The organism is Borrelia venezuelensis, from assembly GCF_023035835.1.
Lineage (GTDB): Bacteria > Spirochaetota > Spirochaetia > Borreliales > Borreliaceae > Borrelia > Borrelia turicatae.
In genome coordinates this window covers 1-20,555 of the sequence record NZ_CP073228.1, presented here as the reverse complement: position 1 = coordinate 20,555, position 20,555 = coordinate 1, and the positions used below count along the sequence as shown (strand labels likewise).

Here is a 20,555-nt window from a genome sequence, read left to right as displayed (position 1 = left end):
GCCTTCTAATCTTATTTTTAAGTAATTAATATATCTATTTTATTGCTGACCTGCTGGTTTTTTAGCTCTTGCCTCATCTATTTTTTCTTTTGCTTTCTCAAGAACATTCTTTACTGTCTTCTTAACTATATCTTCTACTGCTACTAATAACTTATTTACTGCAGTAACTCCTACAGCTTGTACTTCTCCTTGTCCTCCTTGTGCATCTGCACCTGCTAGGTGAGCTGCATTACCCCCTTTAGCAAAGGAAATGGCACTTGTCTGTGCAGTTGCATTAGCTGCTAGTGCTGCATCACCTTCTTTTGACGCAACTACTGATGCTAGCATTTCATCACCACTTACTGTTGATAGTATTGCTGCTTTACTTGAATCCCCTGCTGTTGCTGCTAAATCGGTACCTAATATCTTAGCCCCTTCTTTATTATCTGTTCCATTACCTACTTTTACCGCTATGTCTCCTGCTTTTGGCTTTGCAACACCTTCTGTAGTAGCTGTATCTACAATTCCTTTCAATGCCTTAAAGAAAGCATTTAATTCAGCATCAGCTGCTGCTGTTCCTGCAGCGCTGATTCCCCTACCTTGTTAGCATCAACTGCTTCCTTAATTGCCTTGTTTAATAAACCATCTTTATCAACACCTGTTTCTGACTTTTTTGCTACTTCTTCTAACTCTGCTGATGCTTGCCCAAGTTTCTCACTTAAACCTATAAAATATTTTCCTACATCCTCTTTCTTTGTAGTTGATTTAGCAGTAAAACTTAATGTATCTGGGACTAATGTCATAAATGAGTAAAAGACATTCTCAGCACTTCTACCTAACTCAATTAGCACTTCACTTAAACTTCGCCCTCCTGTAGCTACTTGACCATCCTTACCTGCTTCTGGTTGTTGTCCACTCCCACAGCTAAGAAGCAAAAACAAAGTCACAAATAAGTAATCTAAGTTCTTATTAAGTGATAAAATAAGATAAAATAAGGCATAAATATAAGTCTAAGAGATAAAAGAAATCTAAAAAGTATAATAAAGTAGTAAAGCAAGTAAATATAGAATAAAGAAACAAAAAAAGCTAAGAGAAGAAAACTCCTAGCTTATTATTTATAGACTTTATTTTATCAGAAAATTACGATTGATTAAAAAGTAATCTTATAATAATAAATTAAATTATTTATCCTTAGTTAGATTGAGTAGTAGGCTCTGACTTAGCAGGGGTTATAAGCTCATTAATTGCAGATTCTACTGCATCGTTAGCAGCTTTTAACAAAGTATCAATTGCTGCGTTTAAATCACCAAGTTCTTTAGCTCCCTTAGTTTTATCAGCATTAGTTCGCTCTATAGCTTTCTTTATATCATCATCTTTAGCATCTTTTTTGCATAATTCATCACTCCTCAATTTATCTAAAAATAATTTACTTTTCGCATTAACATCAGCAATCTTTACTTTCAGTTCATCAAAAATTCCAACTTTTTGCTCTAATCCTGTTAACTTAGTATTTATATCAGATATTATACTATATGCTACTACAACCAATTGTCCATTATTATCATTAGTTTCATCTTCAAAAGTACCATCGTCCTTCTTAAGCTTTTTTCCAATAGCTTTAGCGAGTTCATCAATGGACTTAACTAAAGTATGAACGTCTTTAACATCGTTAGCAAAAGCAACAGAGTCTTTTATGTTCTTAGTTACTTTAACTAGGTCAATAAGAGTGCCATCAGATCTAGCCGCCTGCCCATCTTTAGTAGCAGCGCCTGAAGTATTACAAGAGCTAAGTAAAAATAAAGTCATTAATAACGCACATAAAGTAATTCTTTTCATTATCACGTGCCTCCTTTTTACCTCAGGAGGGCAAGACATAAATAAAAGGAAAACAAATCTCATGAATAGAGAAATAGTTTTCCTCAAATGACTTTATTTAGTTATGTATATTGTTATTAAATACTCTTTAGTCCTGACTATTAGTTCTTCTTAGTTTCAGGGATCTGCTTATCAGTAGTTACGGGAGTATCAGTAGGATTAATTTTCATAGAATCTTTAACGGCTTTAAGACCCATATCAATAGTGTTTCTTATTGCTACAGTGAGAGTATCCAATGCTTTAGTAACAGCACTTAAAGCCGCCCCTTTAACTGCCGGAGCATATTCAGCAGCAGCAGCACTAGGACCAGCAAATTTACCATCCTTAGCTATAGCTGTTAATGCAATAGCACCTGCAATGGTTCCATCTTTAGCATTAGCCTTAGCAGCAGCATCAGCAGATTTTTTTGCAGCATCAGCAGCTCCGGCATTATCGCTAGCAAATAATTTACCTGCTTCACCATTTCCATTAGCAGTTCTTGCAGTATTACCATCTTCAGCCTTTTTATCATCACCAGCCTCAGGATTACCTTCTTTAAGTACCACATCTACAATTGATTTAATACCATTTACTAATTTATCGACTTCAGTACCAGCAGCACCTGCATTCTGAGCAGCAACATTAGCAATTGGGTTACTATCAAAACCAATAGCCTCACTAGCAATCTTAGCACCCTCAATTATCTTACTAAGAAGATTATCAATTAATGTTTTTACCGCAGCATCAGTTGTAGAAGCATTAGGATTATTCTTAGATTTCATGTCAGAAACAATTTTCTCAAGGGATGTCTTAGTTGTTGTTAAGCTTTTTTCTATAGTCTTAAAATAATTCCCAACATCAGACTTCTTGGAATCTGTCTTAAATCACAATGCTCCAGAAATCATATCACTAAGGGAAGTAAAAACATTTAAGAAGTCATTACCTAAACTAATAAGAAATTTTAAGAATCTACTTTTAGAACTCTGTAATTAAAGTAATCTAAGTTCTCATTAAAAAATAAAATAAGTTAAATAATTATTTATAAGATCGTTCCAATACTTTATAGTTTTAAGTTCTGGTTTAGTTTCAAAAAACTTGAGTATATTAGAATCATCATCATTCTTTAATTGTATTAAAAACTTATCTATCATTTCTAAACTATCAAAAAGTGTCTCATACAATACCGCATGCATTCTTTTAGATGCTTGAAGAAATTTCTTGTAATAAGAATACTTAGCAGGTATGCGTTTAGACAGACTCTCAAGATTAGTTATAGATGTATGACTCACAAATTGCTGTTTTATTATGCTTTTAGTTCCTGCTTTAACATTAACGGTTTTATTTTCCTTTAGAGAATTTATAAGTGGAACATTTACACTACTAGCTAGTTCATCATTAGTTTATTGAATATGCTCCAATGAACTAGCATCAGTGTCAACGTCAATCTCTATTGATAGGTATCCTACAAGAGCATATCTTCTGGCGTATGTCATATATGAACCTATAAGTTAAGGTAATGTATTTTGATTTTTTGATCCTAAAAATAAAATCATTCTCTGTAAACAAGTATATCAAATGACTCTCTATATACACTCTTGGGACTATAAAATGTTGTTGTAACAACATTAATTGTATTATTTCCTGCAACTTTAAATGTTGGACACTGCAGGAAATCAATGTCTAAATTATTGCTCTTTATAACATTCTTTATCTCTCTTATTACCTCATTAAAATTTTGATATTTATATCCATATCCATTAAGCTTCTTAGCAACACTACCTAAATTTATACGCAACTGTAGAGAGACTTTAGAAAGTTTATCTCTGCTTGATTTTCATTTACTACTGAACTTTGCTCATTTATTATTATACCTGTTACTTTTCCCTTTTGTTTACCCAGTTTCTTAACTGCTTTACGCATTCTAGTTATTATATTTACAATATTTTTTGTCATATTTAGTTTCCTTATTATTTGTTTTATATATAAAAAGAATAATATCAAAAACTAAATTTGTCGAATTTTATAAAAATTTTTGACAGCATCATTAAGTACAAAACTAATAATTTAGTATAAAATTAAGTCTTTGTTAGCACCTTTTCTTGAAAAATTTGCTAACAAAGACTTAAAGTCTGTCTAAATTGAACAAAATAATAAGGTAGTACTAAAATGATAGCACTACTAATGATAAATAAAATACAACAAATTGCAAATAAAATCAATCCTTATTTATAATAACTTTTTTATCTTATATAAAACTTACTTATCAAAAACATAACAATAGATATAATTATTGGTAATCCCACTGCCATAATAATTAACATTCTATTTCCTATACCAAGCTTTTCTAATAGTAACGCATTATTACTCTGTATTTCTTTAAGTAAATTTTTTTCTAGATTAGATACATCCTTTTGTAAATTCTTATCTACATTAATGATTTGCTGTTCTAATGAATTCATCTTTTCTCTTAAAACTTCAAAGTTAAAATTATCATTATGAAATAAAATTCACAGCTTCTTCAGTAAATCCCTTATTAAAAAACTCCTTCTTTATAATCTTCTGTTCTATATGTCTTATATGCTAAATTATTCATAAATACTCCTTATACCTAGCCTTTTAAACTTTTAAATTTCTTCATAAACTCTTCGAGTAAATCTTTTTTGTCTTTAAAAAGTTCATCCATTAAAAAATTTGTAAACTTAGCATTTTGCTTATAAAAAGCATAACTTTCTTGATTCTTAAGCTGAAATCTTAATGGTTTTATTGGATTTACTCTTGATTTCTTTATTGATGTACTTTCTTTTTCCGCCAAAAAGGATAAAGACTGCCTAAATCCATTTTCAACTAGATATTCTTCTTTCAAAATTCCATCTTGAATAGCACTAGCTATTCTTAAATAAGAATAGGCCTGTGATTTAGCCAACTTATAATCTTTTATAAATTGAGAAAAACTTTTATAACCGTCTAACTTATAATATTCTTTTTCCTTTATCTCTCTTAAAATATGCATGGCTTCTATTTTATTATAGATATCATCTTTTATATTATCCTTTAACTTACTTTTTAAAAGTTTAAATCTTTTTTGGTCATCACTCACGTTAATATCATCATTGGTTAATAAAATAGAATTTTTATTATTGTTTAAGTTTCTTGCATTAATTATTATTTCATCATTATTTTTTTTATTCATAAAATTCCTTTACTCTGTTGAATTTTTACAGTTTTCCAGCGCTGGATAACTTATACTAGAAACTCCTATCGTATCGTTATTAAGACTTATGCGATATAATAAATTACTCAATATTTGATCATATTCTATGATATAATCCGACTTTAAATCAAAATTACTGTTACTTGCTATTCTTTTATTTAAATTTTCCCTTTCAGATACGACACCTAAAAAGGTGTCCTTTTCTTGAATTATTTTCAATAATTTTTTATGGGTATTATTTTTTTTAAATCTTGTTATAATAAAGAAAATTGGTATTAACCTTTCCAATTTTTTAATGAAAAACTCTAAAAGTTCATAGCTTTCAATTGTCCATTTCTCAGCTGTCATTGGAACTATTATATAATCAGTAGAATTTAAAGAACATTTTAATGTAAAATCTAAACTAGGATTAGTATCAATCACTATGTAATCATACTTTACTTTTAACCTCCTTAATTCTACCTTTAGCTTTAAATCAATAGATTTATGCCTATTTGCACAATAAAAATCTTCATTTAAACTATGTAAGGTTAAATAACTAGGAAGTAAATCTAAACTACTTTTAATATTAAAAATTGCATTAGCAATCTCTAAATCTCCTTTTAAAACTTCACATATATTTTTTTCCATTAAATTTATATTTTTTTCTTTTATCTCGTTAAAGAAATAACTAGTAACTGAAGCTTGGGTATCCATATCGATTAAAAGTACTTTATGTTTTTGAGCCAATAATGTTGCAAGTATGATAGCACTTGTACTTTTTCCAACACCTCCTTTAATTGATGCGATCGTAATTACTTTAGGTTTTTTTCTATCCATTTAGTTATAAGACCTCCATTTGGCAATTTTTTACTGTAAAAATCGTATACTTGTTCTTCTAAATTAATTATTAGTTCAAGTAAAAATTTACTATATTGTGTCTCTGATTTTTTTTGCTTAATCAAACGCGACATCCCTTTAATATAACAAAACACATTTCCTTTTTTAAATCTAAATTCTATGTAATAAACCTTTGAGAAGGTATATGACCTCATAAAACCATTTTCTTCATATTTTGTTATGATATTTTGTACTGGTTTTCTATACCCATAATAAATACCTAAAAATTTATCATCTCCTTTTATAGAAAATAAATTAAAAGGTGTTATTTTTGCCTGATTAAATAATCCTCTAAATGCGATAAAAAACTTATTATTTTGTCTTCTATGAACTCCAAACGTATATAAATCATTCATCATCTTTGTGTGATATATTGTTTTGTTATCAATTTTTTCTATTTTTATAAAAAGACCTCTGCTTTTCACTTTATCCTTAATTTCTAACTTTTTCTCTTTAAGGCGTTCTAACACGCTCTCCATAACTAATCCTTAACTTGTAATTTTTTTAGATTCTTCTAATTGTAAATAATTTTTATTATCTTCCATTAACTCTAAAAGTTCATAGTAGTAATGGTTACTAAATACCTTGTCATATTCTAATTTGTTCTGTCTGCTTAAATAATTCTTTAATATTGGTACCAAAACCGATACGTCTACTTTATACCTTAACTGATCAAGAAGTATACTAAATACGTTATTCCTAATGTCTCTCTCATTTTTCTGTGTGTTTTTATTAGTGTGTTTAACTGTTTTTTTAAGTTTTCCTATTATCTTCTTTAAATCATTGTATTTATCTTTTTCTATGATAAAGTGTGGTTTATTTTTATATTGTTCATATACGTTTTGTATTTGGGTTTCTAATTGTTTACTGTCATACCCTTCATTCTCTAGATTGGCTTTTATTTCGTCTAGTATTTTACTTAATTCTTTTTGTTTACTCTTAAGTTTACTGTGATTTGGTTTAATATTATTTATTCTTTTGTCCCCACTATTTTCAGCTATTTTAATTGCTTTCAGTAATTGAATTTTAAAATCATTTTTCGCTTCTAAATTCAAAATAGAAATAAAAGCATTTGATTTAAAATTGCATTTTTTAGCGTATTTTTTTGCTTGTAATTTTTCTATAGATTTTACGTTGTTCTTATCTTCTTCTTTATTATTATAAGTATTATTAAAACACTCCCATTTTTCTACACTGCTATTTTTAGTGCAAGTCTTTTCAAGATATACACTAACACGGTTTTTGTGTCTTTCTTCTTTTTTATCTCTAAAGTGTTTATTGATTATGCGGTAACATTCTTTTTTAGAATATTTAAGTTTGTAATGAATTTCAGTTCCCATGTTAACACCCAAATGTTTGTAATAATTAATTGTTACTTTAAATACTTTTTCTAATTTATAGAGATAGCTTTGTAGAGTTTTAAGTTTAATAGGTTTTTGGTCGTTTTTTTTCATATTGTTATTAAAGTAATAAAGTATGTTGCTTTGAGAGTATTGATTAAGATTGAAGTTCACGTAATCTAATGTTGATATTAAAACGATTAACTTGTGTTGGTATTTGTTGGTAGTCTTTTTTGTGCTACTCATTTGAAACTCCTTATTATTTGTTCTATTACTAATCATAATAACGTAATTATTACCGGAAAGTAAACTAGTCTTTAATAAAAAATATTTTTTTGTTATAACACAAATAATAAGGAGATCAAATATGTTAAATGTAACAAAAATAAATGAGTAAAGATCAGAGGTAGGGATTCAACAATTTAGTTTGTACAGGCAGATGGTGTTTAAGGGTTCTGAATCATTTGCATGTAAGAGTCAAGAAGATCTTAAAGATAAACAAAAACAGTTAAGTAAAATAAATAAGGTAAGACGTAAGTTACCAAAAATTGGTAAGGATGAATGTTTTAAGTTTAATATTAAGGTTGATTTTAGTATGTAAAGAAAAGTCTTAAAGAGTATAGGTGCAAGTGAAGTTGGAATCATGTTTCTTGGAGCTGATGATTTAGAAAAATTGATACGAGAGCAAATACTCAAAGCTATAGGAAGGGAAAGGAACTAGAAAATCTAAGATTTAGAGAATTTGTACGTATGCACTTGGGTAATATTGAGGTGTTACATAAAAACAAATATGCAAACGGCGTTGATAAATATAATTATTACAAAAAAATTAAAGATTGTGAGATATTAGTTGGTTTGATAATTGGTGGATGGTTTGTGGGTATCACAGGCGAATCACAGTTACTTGAGAGCAAAGTTAGTGATAATTTTTACTTAAAGAGTGCTGCTATTGAATACAATAGGCTTTCTAATTTTTTAGAAGATAAATATTTCTTCAAGTATTATGTTCAAGTACAAATGCAGCTTTATGTACAGGTTTAAACAAGGGAAATTTATTTTTTATCATAGGTGGTGGGTTAGTCAACTGTGTAATTGATAGAGATGATGATTTTATTAGTTATGTAATGACTGAGGTTTCAAGATTGGAACAGAAAGTTAGTAGTATTGCCAAATCTTTAAAGTCAAATAGTGATATTGATATTAAGAATATTGATTTAGACGAGCTGAGTGTTATTATTGGAGATTTTTTAAAGAATAGCTTTTATATCAAGATTTGTGTGATATAGATTTCAAATTCGAATTTTATAGTTACTCTTACCATTTTTATAACGAGTTTAATTTATTCTTTTTTACACTTATTTATCTAGAGTTTTTGTTGCCTTGTTCTTTTAAATCTTTCTTTTTTAAATCTATCTTTCTTAACTTTCATCTTTGATCGTGTGAGGTTTATTTAACTTCCTGCTTCACAAGTGCTTGATGCTTGGTTTTTAAAATTATCTAAGTTTTCACCATCATTAAGGGCTCCTTTTACTACTTGTTTAAAAGTTTCTTTTTGCTGGCTAGCATTATCACCTGTACATTTTGCAAGCTCAGTATGTATATGATCAAGGGCTTCCTTTATTTTAGATTCATCATGATTTAAAAATTTGTTGAAATCACTTTCACTCCCCAGCGCCTCTTTTAAGAAGTCTAGATTTTTTTTTTGAGTATCATTTAATTTTTTTCTTAATGCGTTTTCAGGTGTTTTTTGTACTTCTTCTTGTTCTTCCAAGTTTCTTTTAACTCTACTTTTAGGTGTAGCATTTCCATGCTCATATTCACAACTACTAATTAGTAGTAATAAAACCAAAATAAAATTAATTTTATTCATATAAATCCCCTTATCTTTTTTGTTTTAAAAATATATCTCTATTTACACATCTTTAATGTACATGTACTTAAGCTATATCTGATATTTATAAGTACAAAGGAGATGGTAAGAGTGATGATGATTCATTAGATAGCCTATCAGTATCATATATGTTATTGACTCTAAGTATGCGTACTTTTAAAGCCCATTTTACTAGGATGAGATTCCTATAATACTTAAGATATTATATACTAATTACATAAGGAGATTTTATGCAAGATTCATCACTACATTCTGTTGCTAGTACACAAATTTTTAATGGGCATATTACAGAGGAGATTATATATCAAGAATTTGTAAAAATGGGTATGCAAGATTTTATTGCAAATGAGCTCTCTAAAAGATATTACCGTAATGAACTGACTTATAAAGATATTGAATATTTAGAGAGTAATTTTAATCTTAAGCTTGAGATGTTAGAGCGTAGTTTAAAATCTGAAGTTATTTCTGTTAAAACTGAACTTGATAACAAAATTGACATTATTAGGAATGAGTTAAAATCTGACATTAAAGATCTGGATAATAAGATTGATGTTAACAAAATGGAACTTAAGAGTACATTAAGACTTCATGGTTGGATGTTTGGTACTCTTATTACCCTTAATATAGGAATATTTTTAACATTAATGTCCATAGTCTATTCATTGTTGAATAAGTAAATTTAAGTTAAGTAAACCTTTTCTTTAATTGATTATGTGTCAGTCATTTTTTATCAAAATCATTTAATTATTCATTAATAACAATCAATTTTGTTAATTGTTATATCGTACACAGTCTTTGTACGATTATAGTGCTTATGTTCTTAGTTTTTGTTTTTATGTTTATCAAAGTTTATTAACCATCTTGCCCCTTGTTGAGTTAAAAAGGAGGCACGTGATAATGAAAAGAATTACTTTATGTGCATTATTGATGACTTTATTTTTACTTAGCTCTTGTAATACTTCAGGGAATGCTACTAAAGATGGGCAGGCTGCTAAATCTGATGGTACTGTTATTGACCTAGATAAAATAACTAAAAACATTACAGATTCTGTTGCTTTTGCTAAAGATGTTAAAGAAATTCATACTTTAGTTAAGTCCATTGATGAACTTGCTAAAGCTATTGGGAAAAAGCTTAAGAAGGATACTGGTGAGATTGAAACTGATGCTAGTAGTAATAATGGACCATTAGTTGTAGGGGTATATAGTGTAATATCTGATATAAATACTAAGTTAACAGGATTAGAGCAACAAGTTGGAATTTCTGATGAATTAAAGTCAAAGATTACCGCTGCTAAGGATAAAAGCAAGGCATTCTTAGATAAGGTAAAGGTGGAAGATGATCTTTGTAAGAAAGAGGTTACGGATGATCATTTAAAAAAAGCTATAGATAAGACTAGTGATGGAAGTAAGGGAGGAAAAGAGCTTATTGCTTTAAATACAGCAATTGATGCTTTGTTAAAGGCTGCTGAAGCGGCAGTAACATCTGCAATTAATGAGCTTGCAAGTCCTGTTAAGACAGAGACCGCTAGGTCTTAATTAGGAGATAAATTATTATTATAAGATTAGTTTTTAATTAATGGTTATTTTCTCATAAAATAAAGTCTATAAATAAAAAGCTAAGAGTATGCTTCTCTTAGCTTTTTTTTCTTCTTTAATTCTCCCTTTACTTGCTTTACTATTTTATTATGCTTCCTTTAGATTTCTTTTATCTTTTAGACTTATATTTATGCTTTGATTTTATCTTATTTTATTTTTTGGCTGTGGGAGCGGTAGTACTAGTGCTGAGAATTCTCAGAGTAGATTCTTAAAATCTCTTATTAGTTTAGGTAATGACTTCTTAAATGTTTTCACTTCCCTTAGTGATATGGTTGGAGGGGTTTTAGGTTTTAATACTAATACTAAAAAATCTGATGTTGGGAACTATTTTAAGACTATAGAAAAAAGCTTAACAACAACTAAGACATCCCTTGAGAAAATTGTTTCTGACATGAAATCTGAAAATAATCCTAATGCTTCTGCAGTTGAAACCGCTGTAACCAATTTGGTTAACACCACTCTTGATAAAATAACTCAAGGTGCTAAAACCGTTAGTGAGGCTATTGGTGATGCTAATGATCCACTTGGTAATGTTGCTGCTCAGGGTTCTGGTGGTGTTGCTGGAGATATCGATAAATTAGTACAGGGAATTAAGTTAATTGTAGAATTGGTTCTTAAAGAAGGTAAACATGATGCTGGTACTGATAAAAAGGCTAGTGATGGTTCTACTTCAAGAACTGCTAATGGTGGGACTGATGAGGCAGGAAAGTTATTTGGTACCACTTCTAATAGTGGAGTTGGTGCTGCTGCTGGTGACGCAAAGAAGGTTGCAGCTGATGCTGCTAAAGCTGTTGGTGCTGTAACTGGCGCTGACATCTTGAAAGCTATGGTTAAAAATTCTGATGCTGCTGCAGCTAGTGCTAAAGATGGAACTATTGCAGGCGCTATGGCTTTAAGAGCTATGGCTAAAAATGGTAAGTTCCCTGGTGTTACTGCTACTGCAGCTGCTGATAATCCTGATTATACTGATGCAGTTAAAGGCGCAGCTGTAAGTGCAGTAACCAAAGCATTGGGTACTTTAACTATTGCAATAAGAAAAACAATTGATTTGGGTCTTAAAGAGGTTAAAGATGCTATGAAAATTAATCCTGATTCTACTACGCCTGCAGACGCAGCAATTGGTGGACAAAACAGTAAATAATTATTAATAATACATAACTAAATAAAGTCATTTGAGGAAAACCATTCTCTTTATGAGAACCGTTTTCCTTTTGTTTATATCTGGCCTCTTTGAGTTAAAAAGGAGGCACGTGATAATGAAAAGAATTACTTTATGTGCATTATTAATGACTTTATTTTTACTTAGCTCTTGTAATACTTCAGGAAAAAATCTTAAAGATGATGAAGTGGCTAAATCTGATGGTACTGTTATTGATCTAGCTAAAATAACTAAGAACATTACAGACACTGTTGCTTTTGCTAAGAGTGTTAAAGAAGTTCATTCTTTAGTTAAGTCCATTGATGAGCTTGCTAAAGCTATTGGGAAAAAAGTTGAGGCTGCTGGTACTCTTGGAGATGATGGTGGTAAAAATGGTTCTTTAATTTCAGGAGCATATAGTGTAGTGTTGTTTGCAGACACTAAGTTAGGACAGTTAGAGAAGAAAGAGGGAATTTCTGCTGAATTGAAGTCAAAAGTTGCTGCCGCTAAAGCTGCAAGTAAGGCGTTTATAGATAAAGTGAAAGGAGAAAATGCTACTCTTGGTAAAAATGATGCTTCTGATGATGACACAAAAAAAGCTATAAAGAAAGATAATGGTGATAAAACTAAAGGAGCTGAAGAACTTGGTAAATTAAATACAGCAATTGATGCGTTGTTAAAGGATGCTGAAGCGGCAGTAACAGCTGCTATTAATGAGCTTACAAGTCCTGTTAAACCCTCTAATTAAAGATAAATTATTATTATAAGATTACTTTTTAGTTAATGGTAATTATCTGATAAAATAAAGTCTATAAATAATAAGCTAGGAGTTTGCTTCTCTTAGCTTTTTTTTCTTCTTTATTTCTTTCTCTCTTTACTTGCTTTATTACTTTACTTTTACTTCTTAGCTGTGGCAGTGGCAGTACTAGTGCTGAGGATCCTAAAACCACTTTCTTAGATTCATTAGTTAAAATAGGTCAAGGATTTCAAGAGGTTTTTGGTATTTTTGGTAATGCTATTGGAGACGCTTTGGGACTTACAGCAGTTAAATCTGGTGACAAGAGAAGTAGAGTTGGTGAACACTTTAAGACTATAGGTGATGGGCTTTCAACTACTAAGGAGAAGTTAAAAGAGCTATCAGATAAAATATCTGAAGCAAATAATGCTAATGGGAGTACAATTAAATTAGTTGAGGATGCGATTAACAGTGCTAGTAATGTCTTTGAACAACTAATTAACTCTGTAATCAAATTATCTGGTGTAACTAATGATGGTGCTGACATTGGCGATACTGCTAGTGCTGCGGCTGCAGTGGCTGCTGACGAGGCTAGCGTTAAAACTGTTATTGAAGAAATTAAAGCTGTTATTGATGCAGCTACTAAGTCTGGTGTTAAGATTGAAACTGGATATGCTGGTAATGCAGTAAATGCTGCTGCTGCTAGTGCTCCTGCTGCAATTGGGAGTAATAATGCAGGTCAGGGCGCTGGTGATAAATTAGCAGCTGAAGTAGCTAAAGCTGATCCATGGGCTATGATTGATAAGATTAAAAATTCTACAACTAATACCGCTGTTCTTGCTGGTAACGATAAAGACGCTGGAACATTAGCTACTGGTACTAATGCTAATGATGCTAATGGAGCTGGAGCAAAGACTAATGCAGACTTAGCTGCAGCTGTTGCTCTTAAGGCTATGGCTAAGGGTGGTAAGTTTAGTGCTACTGCTGCAGATACTGATGCAGTTAAAGCGGCTGCTGTAACTGCTGTAAATAAAGTATTAGGAATACTCGATATAATAATTAAGAAAACAGTAGCAAGCGAACTAGATAAAGTAGGAAAAGCTGTTAAGGGGATACAATACTCTGAGACTACTACTGAATCAACTGAAGCTAGTTCTACTCAACCCGCAGCTGCTAAATAAATTGTCTATTAAATAATCTAAATAAAGTCATTTGAGGAAAACTCTTCTCTTTATAAGAATTGTTTTCCTTTTATTTATATCTTGCCCCTATCTTGTCCCCTTGAGAAAGAGGAGGCACGTAATAATGAAAAGAATTACTTTATGTGCGTTATTAATGACTTTATTTTTACTTCTTAGCTGTGGCAGTGGGAGTGCTAAGGCGGAAAATTCTAAAACCACATTCTTAACTTCTATTGCTAATTTAGGTAAAGGGTTCTTAGATGTTTTTACTTCTCTTTCTGATATGATCACTGGCGCTTTTGGTGTTAAAGCTGAGACTAAGAAAAGTGAGGTAGGAGCGTATTTCACTAAAATTGCTGACACTATGACATCTGTTAAAGCCAAACTAAATGATGTTGTTGCTACGAATGGTAACTATCCAAAACTTAAAACAGTTGTTGAGCACTTTATCACTAACACATTAGATAAGATCGCTGAAGGGGCTAAAACAGCAGCAACAGGGACTGCTGGTGACGATAAGATTGGTAGTGCTCCTAAAGAAGGACAAGATGCTGTAACAGCAGACACTACAAGTGTCAATGCCCTTGTTAAGGCTATTAAGACTATTGTTGATGTAGTTTTGAAAGATGGTGAAGGAAATGAAAAATCTGATAAAACAATTGATTCTGATAAGAAAAAAATTGGACAGTTGTTTGCAAAGAAAGATGATGGGGCTCAAGATACGGAAGAATCTAAGGCAAGTGCATCAATAGGTGCTGTAACTGGTGCTGACATCTTGCAAGCTATTGCTGTTGCTAAGAGAGATGATAATAAAAAAGAGATTAAAGAAAACCAGAAAGATGCAATCATAGCAGGAGGTATAGCACTGAGAGCAATGGCTAAGGGTGGTAAATTCGCTGCTAAACAAGATGCTAGTGATAAATATGCTAATGCAGTCAATGGTGTTGCTGCTAATGCTGTTGGTAAGACTTTAAGTCCTCTAATAATAGCAATAAGAAATACTGTTGATAATGGATTAAAGTCAATAAGTGAAGCACTAGCAGCTGTTAAACAAGAAGATAAATCTGCAGAAGCTACACCTGCAGACGCAACAGCTAGTGGACAACAATAATAAAAAATTATTAATAAACATAACTAAATAAAGTCATTTTAGGAAAACCCTTCTCTTTTTATGAGAATCGTTTTCCTTTTAGTTATATCTAACTTTCCCTTGAGTAAACAAAGATGCACGTAATAATGAAAAGAATTACTTTATGTGCGTTATTGATGACTTTATTTTTGCTTCTTAGCTGTGGCAGTGGCAGTACTAAGGCTGAGGATTCTCAGAGCAGATTCTTAAAATCTGTTATTAGTTTAGGTAATGACTTCTTAAATGTTTTCACTTCCCTTAGTGATATGGTTGGAGGGGTTTTAGGTTTTAATACTAATACTAAAAAATCTGATGTTGGGAACTATTTTAAGACTATAGAAAAAAGCTTAACAACAACTAAGACATCCCTTGAGAAAATTGTTTCTGACATGAAATCTGAAAATAATCCTAATGCTTCTGCAGTTGAAACCGCTGTAACCAATTTGGTTAACACCACTCTTGATAAAATAACTCAAGGTGCTAAAACCGTTAGTGAGGCTATTGGTGATGCTAATGATCCACTTGGTAATGTTGCTGCTGACAATAATGGCGGTGTTGCTGGAGATGTCGATAAATTAGTACAGGGTATTAAGTTAATTGTAGAATTGGTACTTAAAGAAGGTAATCCTGAAGCGGGGGATGCTAAGCAAGCTACTGATCTTGGTAATCGTGTTGCTACTGCTGCAGGTATATTATTTGCTAATAATAATGCAGGTGCTGCAGATGCTGCAAAAAAATCAGCTGCTGATGCTCTTAAAGCTGTTGGTGCTGTAACTGGGGCTGATATTCTTCAAGCTATTGTTAAGGATAATGGTGATTCTGCTATGCTAGCTAAACATAATGCTGGTAATGGTGATGCTGGTAATGGTAAGAAAGATGCAGTTATAGCAGGAGGTATAGCTTTAAGAGCTATGGCAAAGGGTGGTAAATTTGCTGGTCCTAGTGCTGCTGCTGCTGAATATGCTCCTGCAGTTAAAGGTGCAGCTATAAGTGCTGTAAACAAGGCACTAAATACTTTAACTATTGCTATAAGAGAAACAATTGACAGAGGACTTAAGGAAGTTAAAGATTCTATGAAAATTAATCCTACTGATAATCTCGTAACTACTGATAATACAACCTCTTAAGTTAATAAGAACTGTTAGAATTTAATAACAAATACATAACTAAATAAAGTCATTTTAGGAAAACTATGTCTCTCTTCATGAGAATTGTTTTCCTTTTAGTTATGTCTAGTTTCCCCCTTTAGATTAATAAGGAGGCACGTGATGATGAAAAGAATTACTTTAAGTGTGTTATTAATGACTTTATTTTTACTTCTTGGCTGTGGCAGTGGGAGTACTAAGATGGAAGATCCTAAAACCACATTCTTAAATTCATTAGTTAAGATAGGGCATGGATTTCAAGAGATTTTTGGCATCTTTGGTAATGCTATTGGTGATGCTTTGGGACTTACAGCAGTTAAATCTGGTGACAAGAGAAGTAAAGTTGGTGAACACTTTGAAAAAATAAAAAAAGGTTTAGGTGATACTAAGGGGAAGTTAAAAGAGCTATCAGGTGATATATTTGAAGCAAAAAATGCTAATAGCAGCACAATTGAAGCTGTTAAGAGTACAATTAGCAGTGCTAGTGATGTCTTTGAGCAACTAATTTCTGCTCTAATTACACTTGCTGGTGTAACTAATGATGGTGCTGACATTGTTGATACTGCTAATGCTGCTGCAGTTGCTGCCGATAAAGATAGTGTTGAAACTGTTATTAAAGAAGTTAAAGCTATAATTGAGACTGCTAAAGAATCAGGCGTAAAGATTGATACCGGTAAAGCTGGTAGTCCAGTGGCTGCTGGTGATGATAAGGCAGGATCAGCTCTTGCAAAGTCTGGTGCTGCTGCAGCTGCTAACTCTGGTCCTAATCTAGCTGAAGAGGTATCTAAAGCTGATCCATGGGCTATGATTGGTAAGATTAAAGATGCTAAGATTGATGCTGAACTTGCTGCAGGCAATAATAATGAAGCAGGAGCTCTAGCTACTAAAATTGCTGCTGCTGGTGCTAAGAGTAATGCAGACTTAGCTGCAGCTGTTGCTCTTAAAGCTATGACTAAAACCGGTAAACTTAGTGCTGCTGCTAATGAAGATGGTGCAGTTAAAGCGGCTGCTATAACTGTTGTAAATAAGGTATTAGGAATACTCGATATAATAATTAAGAGAACAGTATCAAGTGAACTAGATAAGATAAAAAAAGCTGTTAAGGGAATACAGTACTCTGAGACTACTACTGAATCAACTGAAGCTAGTGCCGCTCAACCTACTACTCCTGCTGTTACTAAATAAATTAGCTAATTAAATAATCTAAAAATAATCTAAATAAAGTCATTTGAGGAAAACTTTTCTTTTCATAAGAATGTTTTCCTTTTTTTGAATTTTATTATATTAAATATTTGTACTAAAGATCAGTAAACAAGTTCTTGATAAACCTTGTTTAACAGAGGTAAATGATTATTATGAGATTAGTTTTGATTAGTAAGTGAGTAAAATTATTCGGAAAGTAAAGGTAGGAACGAGGTTTCTTAGTTTTTGTTTTTATTGAATGATGTGTTTACTTTAGTTAATTGATTTTTTATTTATTTTTTTAAAGTTTAAATTGGATGTAATTAATTACAAGTTTTATATTAAGATAATATCTTTGTTCTTTATTGTATAAATTTACTTAATAAAATAGTTTTGTTGTGTTTTAAGTAGGTCAAAGTGAGATAATTATATTATTTTAATAATTTATTTGAAATTTAAAATAAAAGGTGTATATTTACCAGTAATTGTTATATTTCAATATCGAGATTCAATAATTAAATAATTTGATATCCCAGGAGGGAGATATGAAGAGAAGTATTTTATCAGTATGTATGTTAACATTATTATGTTTGTTATCATGTGATATAAATGCCCTTAATGAATTGCTAGATAAAGCAAGGGAAAAATTTTTAGATGAAAGCAAAGATAATAAAGATTTAAATCATAAACAAGAAAATCAGGAACAAAAAGAAGTTGTTATAGATGATTTTGAAGAAGAAGTAGAAATACAGCAAGATATGGAAGTAAAACCTGTTAATGCGGGATTTGTGGTGCCTCAACAAGTATATCCATATTATCTTCAGCAAGAAATAGTAATAGACGAAAAAGATTTAGTTCCAAGTACTGATGAAGAGAAGAAAGCCCAAGAAGAAATTGAAAAAGTAAAAAGTGCTCTTGGAGATTCTGGATTCCAGCAATTAATTGAGGATGCACTTAAACTCAAAAGTGAATATAAGCAATTAGAGTTTAGTTTTTATGATACACTCTCAGAACTTAAAAATAAAAGAGAGAATTATTCTTTAAAAAGTAGGAGAGAGAATAGAGCAAAAAAAAGTTCCCTAACTCAATTGCAAAATAAGTTAAATGATCAAAGGTCTCAGATTGATATGCTTAGGATTAAAGTTGATAATGGTCTTGACGAACGAAGATCTGCAGAATTTTTCTTTAATAAGTCCCAAGAAACTTTAAGAGAAGCTATTACTGAAAGATTAAGAGAGAATAAACGTAGAAGTTACCGGTGGTCAAGAAGAGGGAATAGTGATTTTCTAGCTAGAGATTCGCGACGCTATGCAGAAAATGTTTCAAGTTTATTGGAATCCTCTTCTTCTGATATAGGAGAAGTAATAGGAAGAAAGAAAGAGATAGAGGGACTCATTAAAGATGCAAAGTCTGTTCTAGAGAATCTTGCAAGATAGAGATGGTAAAGATTTAAATATTTTATAACATTAGTATTTGCAAGAAGGGTTCCTTATAGAGGAACCCTTCTTGATTTTATTTAAAGTAGTTTCTACAAACTAATTACTTTTAAGATTTGACTGTGTGTTTATTTGATATTTCCATCTTAAGGGTTTAAATAAGGATAAGGATTGTTGTTTTGAATTATTTTTAAAAAGTTTTTGTTATAATGATTTAAATTGAATAACCAATAAATTATTTTAAAGCTTTGAGGGGTAATTGCTTTTGAATACTGATATCGAAAAAGATGATTTGTTAAATAAGGAATATAAGGTTTTAGATAAAGGCTTTATCAAGCTTGTTGATTATATGGGTAGTGACGAGAGAATAGTTCAAGCATCAAGAATTTCATATCGAGGTGAAAGCATTAGGAGGGAAGATGATGAGCTTATCGATTATTTGATAAGAAATGAGCATACAAGTCCATTTGAACAAGTGGTTTTTACATTTTATGTTAAGGCCCCTATATTTGTTGCAAGACAATGGATGAGACATAGAACAGCAAGGATTAATGAAGTGTCTGGTTCATATAGTTTGCTGAGAGAAGAGTTTTATCTTCCTTCAGAAGAAGACATAAAGATTCAAAGTGTTAAGAGTAGTCAGAGTGGAAATGAAAAGACTGAATATGACTTGACAAAGGATATAATAGATAATTTAAAGAAAAGCCAAAGTTCTTGTTACAAACTATATCAAAATATGATAAATTGTAATGTTTTAAAGGAAGTTTCTAGAATAGCTTTACCTTTAAGCTTATATACCGAATGGTATTGGCAGATTGATTTAAATAATCTTTTTCATTTTATCAAAATAAGGTTGGCATTAAATGAATCGAAAGAGGTTAGGGAAAATTCATCAAAAGAGATGCGTGAATATGCCAGGATATTGCTTGATGTTATTGAAAAGATTGTGCCTATTGCTACTAAAAGTTTTAAGAATCATATCTTAAAAGGGTGTAGATTGTCTTATGAAGAGATAATAGCGATTTCTGGTGCATTAAATATTAGTAAACTCAAATTGGATGATAATGCATTAAATAGGTTAAAAGATAAACTTAATATTACATAATAAACAAAGTTTCCTCTTATTGTATCTTGAATAACAGTAATAATGAGATATATTATATTTATAATGAGTAAGTTGATTTTGGATTTTGTGTGTGAGCAAGAAGATAAATTTTATGTATAGAGTTGTATTTATATTTTGTATGATTTGTTTTGTAAGTTGTGATTTATTTAAAGATTATAATAATAAAAATAATAAATAATAAAGATAATTTATTGCAAAATCCAGTTAATGTTAATTTAAAATCAGATTGGAGAGATAATCTTAAACTTAATAAAGAAGAGTTTGATACATTAACTTTTTTTGTTAATGCATTAAAAAATGAATTATCCAAAGGTAGTTCAGCCAGCTAATTTTGATATCCATTTAAAAGGAGATGTATCTAAAATAGAAGAATATATTAAAAGGTTTTTATTAAAACTGAACGATAAGGGCAAAGTTAAAGAATTACTTGAACATATTAAATATGGTAAAGATAATTTACCTAATGTAGAGGGTAGAGATGAAAATCTTAATATAGATGTAAAAGACCATTATAGAATAGAGAAAAGACTTGCTAGTGTTTTTGATAATTATTTTATGTTTTTAAATCCTCCTACCCCTGCTCCTCCTGTTGAAGAAAATCCTGAAGAGAAAGTATTTGAATCAATTAAAAAAGTGTGTTATGAGTATAGAAATAAAAGCTAAAATTGAATTAATTGTGCATAATATCACATATCTTTTTAAGATAAGCTTATACTATTAAAAACTAAACTA

The 20,555-nt window shown here is 30.8% G+C and carries 25 protein-coding genes and 3 pseudogenes; 15 read left to right on the top strand and 13 right to left on the bottom strand.

The window, feature by feature from the left end:
• Positions 1-39: 39 nt before the first annotated feature.
• The 12 genes and pseudogenes from bvRMA01_RS05830 to bvRMA01_RS05780 all read right to left on the bottom strand — a co-directional run bounded on the left by bvRMA01_RS05830 (position 40) and on the right by bvRMA01_RS05780 (position 7,509).
• A pseudogene (locus bvRMA01_RS05830) lies at positions 40-962 on the bottom strand (variable large family protein).
• A 208-nt stretch (positions 963-1,170) separates the two neighbouring features.
• On the bottom strand, positions 1,171-1,815 hold the full coding sequence (locus bvRMA01_RS05825) for a Vsp/OspC family lipoprotein (protein ID WP_247032776.1): 645 nt from the start codon (positions 1,813-1,815) through the stop codon (positions 1,171-1,173).
• Positions 1,816-1,955: 140 nt separating this feature from the next.
• A pseudogene (locus tag bvRMA01_RS05820) lies at positions 1,956-2,819 on the bottom strand (variable large family protein); the annotation flags it as partial.
• 24 nt (positions 2,820-2,843) lie between these two features.
• A complete protein-coding gene (locus bvRMA01_RS05815; protein ID WP_247032774.1) occupies positions 2,844-3,122 on the bottom strand; it encodes a hypothetical protein in 279 nt (92 codons plus the stop codon).
• 111 nt (positions 3,123-3,233) lie between these two features.
• Positions 3,234-3,326 carry an ERF family protein gene (locus bvRMA01_RS06230; protein WP_283847965.1) on the bottom strand — a complete coding sequence of 31 codons (93 nt, stop codon included), beginning with the start codon at positions 3,324-3,326 and terminating at the stop codon, positions 3,234-3,236.
• 56 nt (positions 3,327-3,382) lie between these two features.
• Positions 3,383-3,628 (bottom strand): ERF family protein, encoded by a 246-nt coding sequence (locus tag bvRMA01_RS06225; protein WP_283847963.1) that lies wholly within the window; start codon positions 3,626-3,628, stop codon positions 3,383-3,385.
• On the bottom strand, positions 3,619-3,786 hold the full coding sequence (locus bvRMA01_RS05805) for a hypothetical protein (RefSeq protein WP_247032772.1): 168 nt from the start codon (positions 3,784-3,786) through the stop codon (positions 3,619-3,621). The genes bvRMA01_RS06225 and bvRMA01_RS05805 overlap by 10 nt, the downstream gene beginning before the upstream one ends.
• A gap of 416 nt (positions 3,787-4,202) precedes the next feature.
• A pseudogene (bdr, locus tag bvRMA01_RS05800) lies at positions 4,203-4,426 on the bottom strand (Bdr family repetitive protein); the annotation flags it as partial.
• 15 nt (positions 4,427-4,441) lie between these two features.
• The gene (locus bvRMA01_RS05795) at positions 4,442-5,023 is read right to left on the bottom strand and encodes a chromosome replication/partitioning protein (protein WP_247032770.1); all 582 of its coding nucleotides are present in this window, start codon (positions 5,021-5,023) and stop codon (positions 4,442-4,444) included.
• A 9-nt stretch (positions 5,024-5,032) separates the two neighbouring features.
• The gene (locus bvRMA01_RS05790; RefSeq protein ID WP_247032767.1) at positions 5,033-5,863 is read right to left on the bottom strand and encodes a ParA family protein; all 831 of its coding nucleotides are present in this window, start codon (positions 5,861-5,863) and stop codon (positions 5,033-5,035) included.
• The gene (locus bvRMA01_RS05785) at positions 5,839-6,402 is read right to left on the bottom strand and encodes a DUF226 domain-containing protein (RefSeq protein ID WP_247032766.1); all 564 of its coding nucleotides are present in this window, start codon (positions 6,400-6,402) and stop codon (positions 5,839-5,841) included. The genes bvRMA01_RS05790 and bvRMA01_RS05785 overlap by 25 nt, the downstream gene beginning before the upstream one ends.
• 9 nt (positions 6,403-6,411) lie before the next feature.
• Entirely contained in the window at positions 6,412-7,509 is a 1,098-nt protein-coding gene (locus tag bvRMA01_RS05780; RefSeq protein WP_247032765.1) for a plasmid maintenance protein, read from the bottom strand.
• A 193-nt stretch (positions 7,510-7,702) separates the two neighbouring features.
• Here bvRMA01_RS05780 and bvRMA01_RS05775 point away from each other — a divergent pair, with 193 nt between their 5' ends.
• The 3 genes from bvRMA01_RS05775 (at position 7,703) to bvRMA01_RS05765 (ending at position 8,549) form a co-directional block, all read left to right on the top strand.
• Entirely contained in the window at positions 7,703-7,864 is a 162-nt protein-coding gene (locus bvRMA01_RS05775) for a hypothetical protein (protein ID WP_247032764.1), read from the top strand.
• A 149-nt stretch (positions 7,865-8,013) separates the two neighbouring features.
• Positions 8,014-8,304 carry a hypothetical protein gene (locus bvRMA01_RS05770; protein WP_247032762.1) on the top strand — a complete coding sequence of 97 codons (291 nt, stop codon included), beginning with the start codon at positions 8,014-8,016 and terminating at the stop codon, positions 8,302-8,304.
• A gap of 83 nt (positions 8,305-8,387) precedes the next feature.
• A complete protein-coding gene (locus bvRMA01_RS05765; protein ID WP_247032760.1) occupies positions 8,388-8,549 on the top strand; it encodes a hypothetical protein in 162 nt (53 codons plus the stop codon).
• 164 nt (positions 8,550-8,713) lie between these two features.
• Here bvRMA01_RS05765 and bvRMA01_RS05760 read toward each other — a convergent pair whose 3' ends face one another.
• The gene (locus bvRMA01_RS05760) at positions 8,714-9,133 is read right to left on the bottom strand and encodes an Mlp family lipoprotein (protein ID WP_247032759.1); all 420 of its coding nucleotides are present in this window, start codon (positions 9,131-9,133) and stop codon (positions 8,714-8,716) included.
• Positions 9,134-9,384: 251 nt separating this feature from the next.
• Between bvRMA01_RS05760 and bdr (bvRMA01_RS05755) the strand changes: the two genes are divergently transcribed.
• The 12 genes from bdr (bvRMA01_RS05755) to bvRMA01_RS05700 all read left to right on the top strand — a co-directional run bounded on the left by bdr (bvRMA01_RS05755) (position 9,385) and on the right by bvRMA01_RS05700 (position 20,486).
• Positions 9,385-9,831 (top strand): Bdr family repetitive protein, encoded by a 447-nt coding sequence (bdr, locus tag bvRMA01_RS05755; RefSeq protein ID WP_247032758.1) that lies wholly within the window; start codon positions 9,385-9,387, stop codon positions 9,829-9,831.
• 220 nt (positions 9,832-10,051) lie between these two features.
• Positions 10,052-10,690, top strand: a complete 639-nt coding sequence (locus bvRMA01_RS05750) for a Vsp/OspC family lipoprotein (protein ID WP_349643005.1) — start codon at positions 10,052-10,054, stop codon at positions 10,688-10,690.
• A gap of 208 nt (positions 10,691-10,898) precedes the next feature.
• Positions 10,899-11,891: a variable large family protein gene (locus tag bvRMA01_RS05745; RefSeq protein WP_247032788.1), complete on the top strand. Its 993-nt coding sequence runs from the start codon at positions 10,899-10,901 to the stop codon at positions 11,889-11,891.
• Positions 11,892-12,006: 115 nt separating this feature from the next.
• The gene (locus bvRMA01_RS05740; RefSeq protein WP_433996733.1) at positions 12,007-12,636 is read left to right on the top strand and encodes a Vsp/OspC family lipoprotein; all 630 of its coding nucleotides are present in this window, start codon (positions 12,007-12,009) and stop codon (positions 12,634-12,636) included.
• A 137-nt stretch (positions 12,637-12,773) separates the two neighbouring features.
• Positions 12,774-13,805 carry a variable large family protein gene (locus tag bvRMA01_RS05735; RefSeq protein ID WP_247032786.1) on the top strand — a complete coding sequence of 344 codons (1,032 nt, stop codon included), beginning with the start codon at positions 12,774-12,776 and terminating at the stop codon, positions 13,803-13,805.
• A 124-nt stretch (positions 13,806-13,929) separates the two neighbouring features.
• Complete coding sequence (locus bvRMA01_RS05730) at positions 13,930-14,916, top strand: variable large family protein (RefSeq protein WP_433996732.1); 987 nt, start codon at positions 13,930-13,932, stop codon at positions 14,914-14,916.
• A 125-nt stretch (positions 14,917-15,041) separates the two neighbouring features.
• Complete coding sequence (locus bvRMA01_RS05725; protein ID WP_433996731.1) at positions 15,042-16,061, top strand: variable large family protein; 1,020 nt, start codon at positions 15,042-15,044, stop codon at positions 16,059-16,061.
• A gap of 141 nt (positions 16,062-16,202) precedes the next feature.
• Entirely contained in the window at positions 16,203-17,264 is a 1,062-nt protein-coding gene (locus bvRMA01_RS05720; RefSeq protein WP_247032727.1) for a variable large family protein, read from the top strand.
• A gap of 542 nt (positions 17,265-17,806) precedes the next feature.
• Complete coding sequence (locus tag bvRMA01_RS05715) at positions 17,807-18,697, top strand: P12 family lipoprotein (protein ID WP_247032726.1); 891 nt, start codon at positions 17,807-17,809, stop codon at positions 18,695-18,697.
• Positions 18,698-18,962: 265 nt separating this feature from the next.
• Positions 18,963-19,802: an FAD-dependent thymidylate synthase gene (thyX, locus tag bvRMA01_RS05710; protein ID WP_247032725.1), complete on the top strand. Its 840-nt coding sequence runs from the start codon at positions 18,963-18,965 to the stop codon at positions 19,800-19,802.
• A gap of 158 nt (positions 19,803-19,960) precedes the next feature.
• Positions 19,961-20,152, top strand: coding sequence for a hypothetical protein (locus bvRMA01_RS05705; protein WP_247032724.1), 192 nt, complete (start codon positions 19,961-19,963; stop codon positions 20,150-20,152).
• On the top strand, positions 20,121-20,486 hold the full coding sequence (locus tag bvRMA01_RS05700; protein ID WP_247032723.1) for a hypothetical protein: 366 nt from the start codon (positions 20,121-20,123) through the stop codon (positions 20,484-20,486). Before bvRMA01_RS05705 ends, bvRMA01_RS05700 begins: the two co-directional genes overlap by 32 nt.
• Positions 20,487-20,555 lie beyond the last annotated feature (69 nt).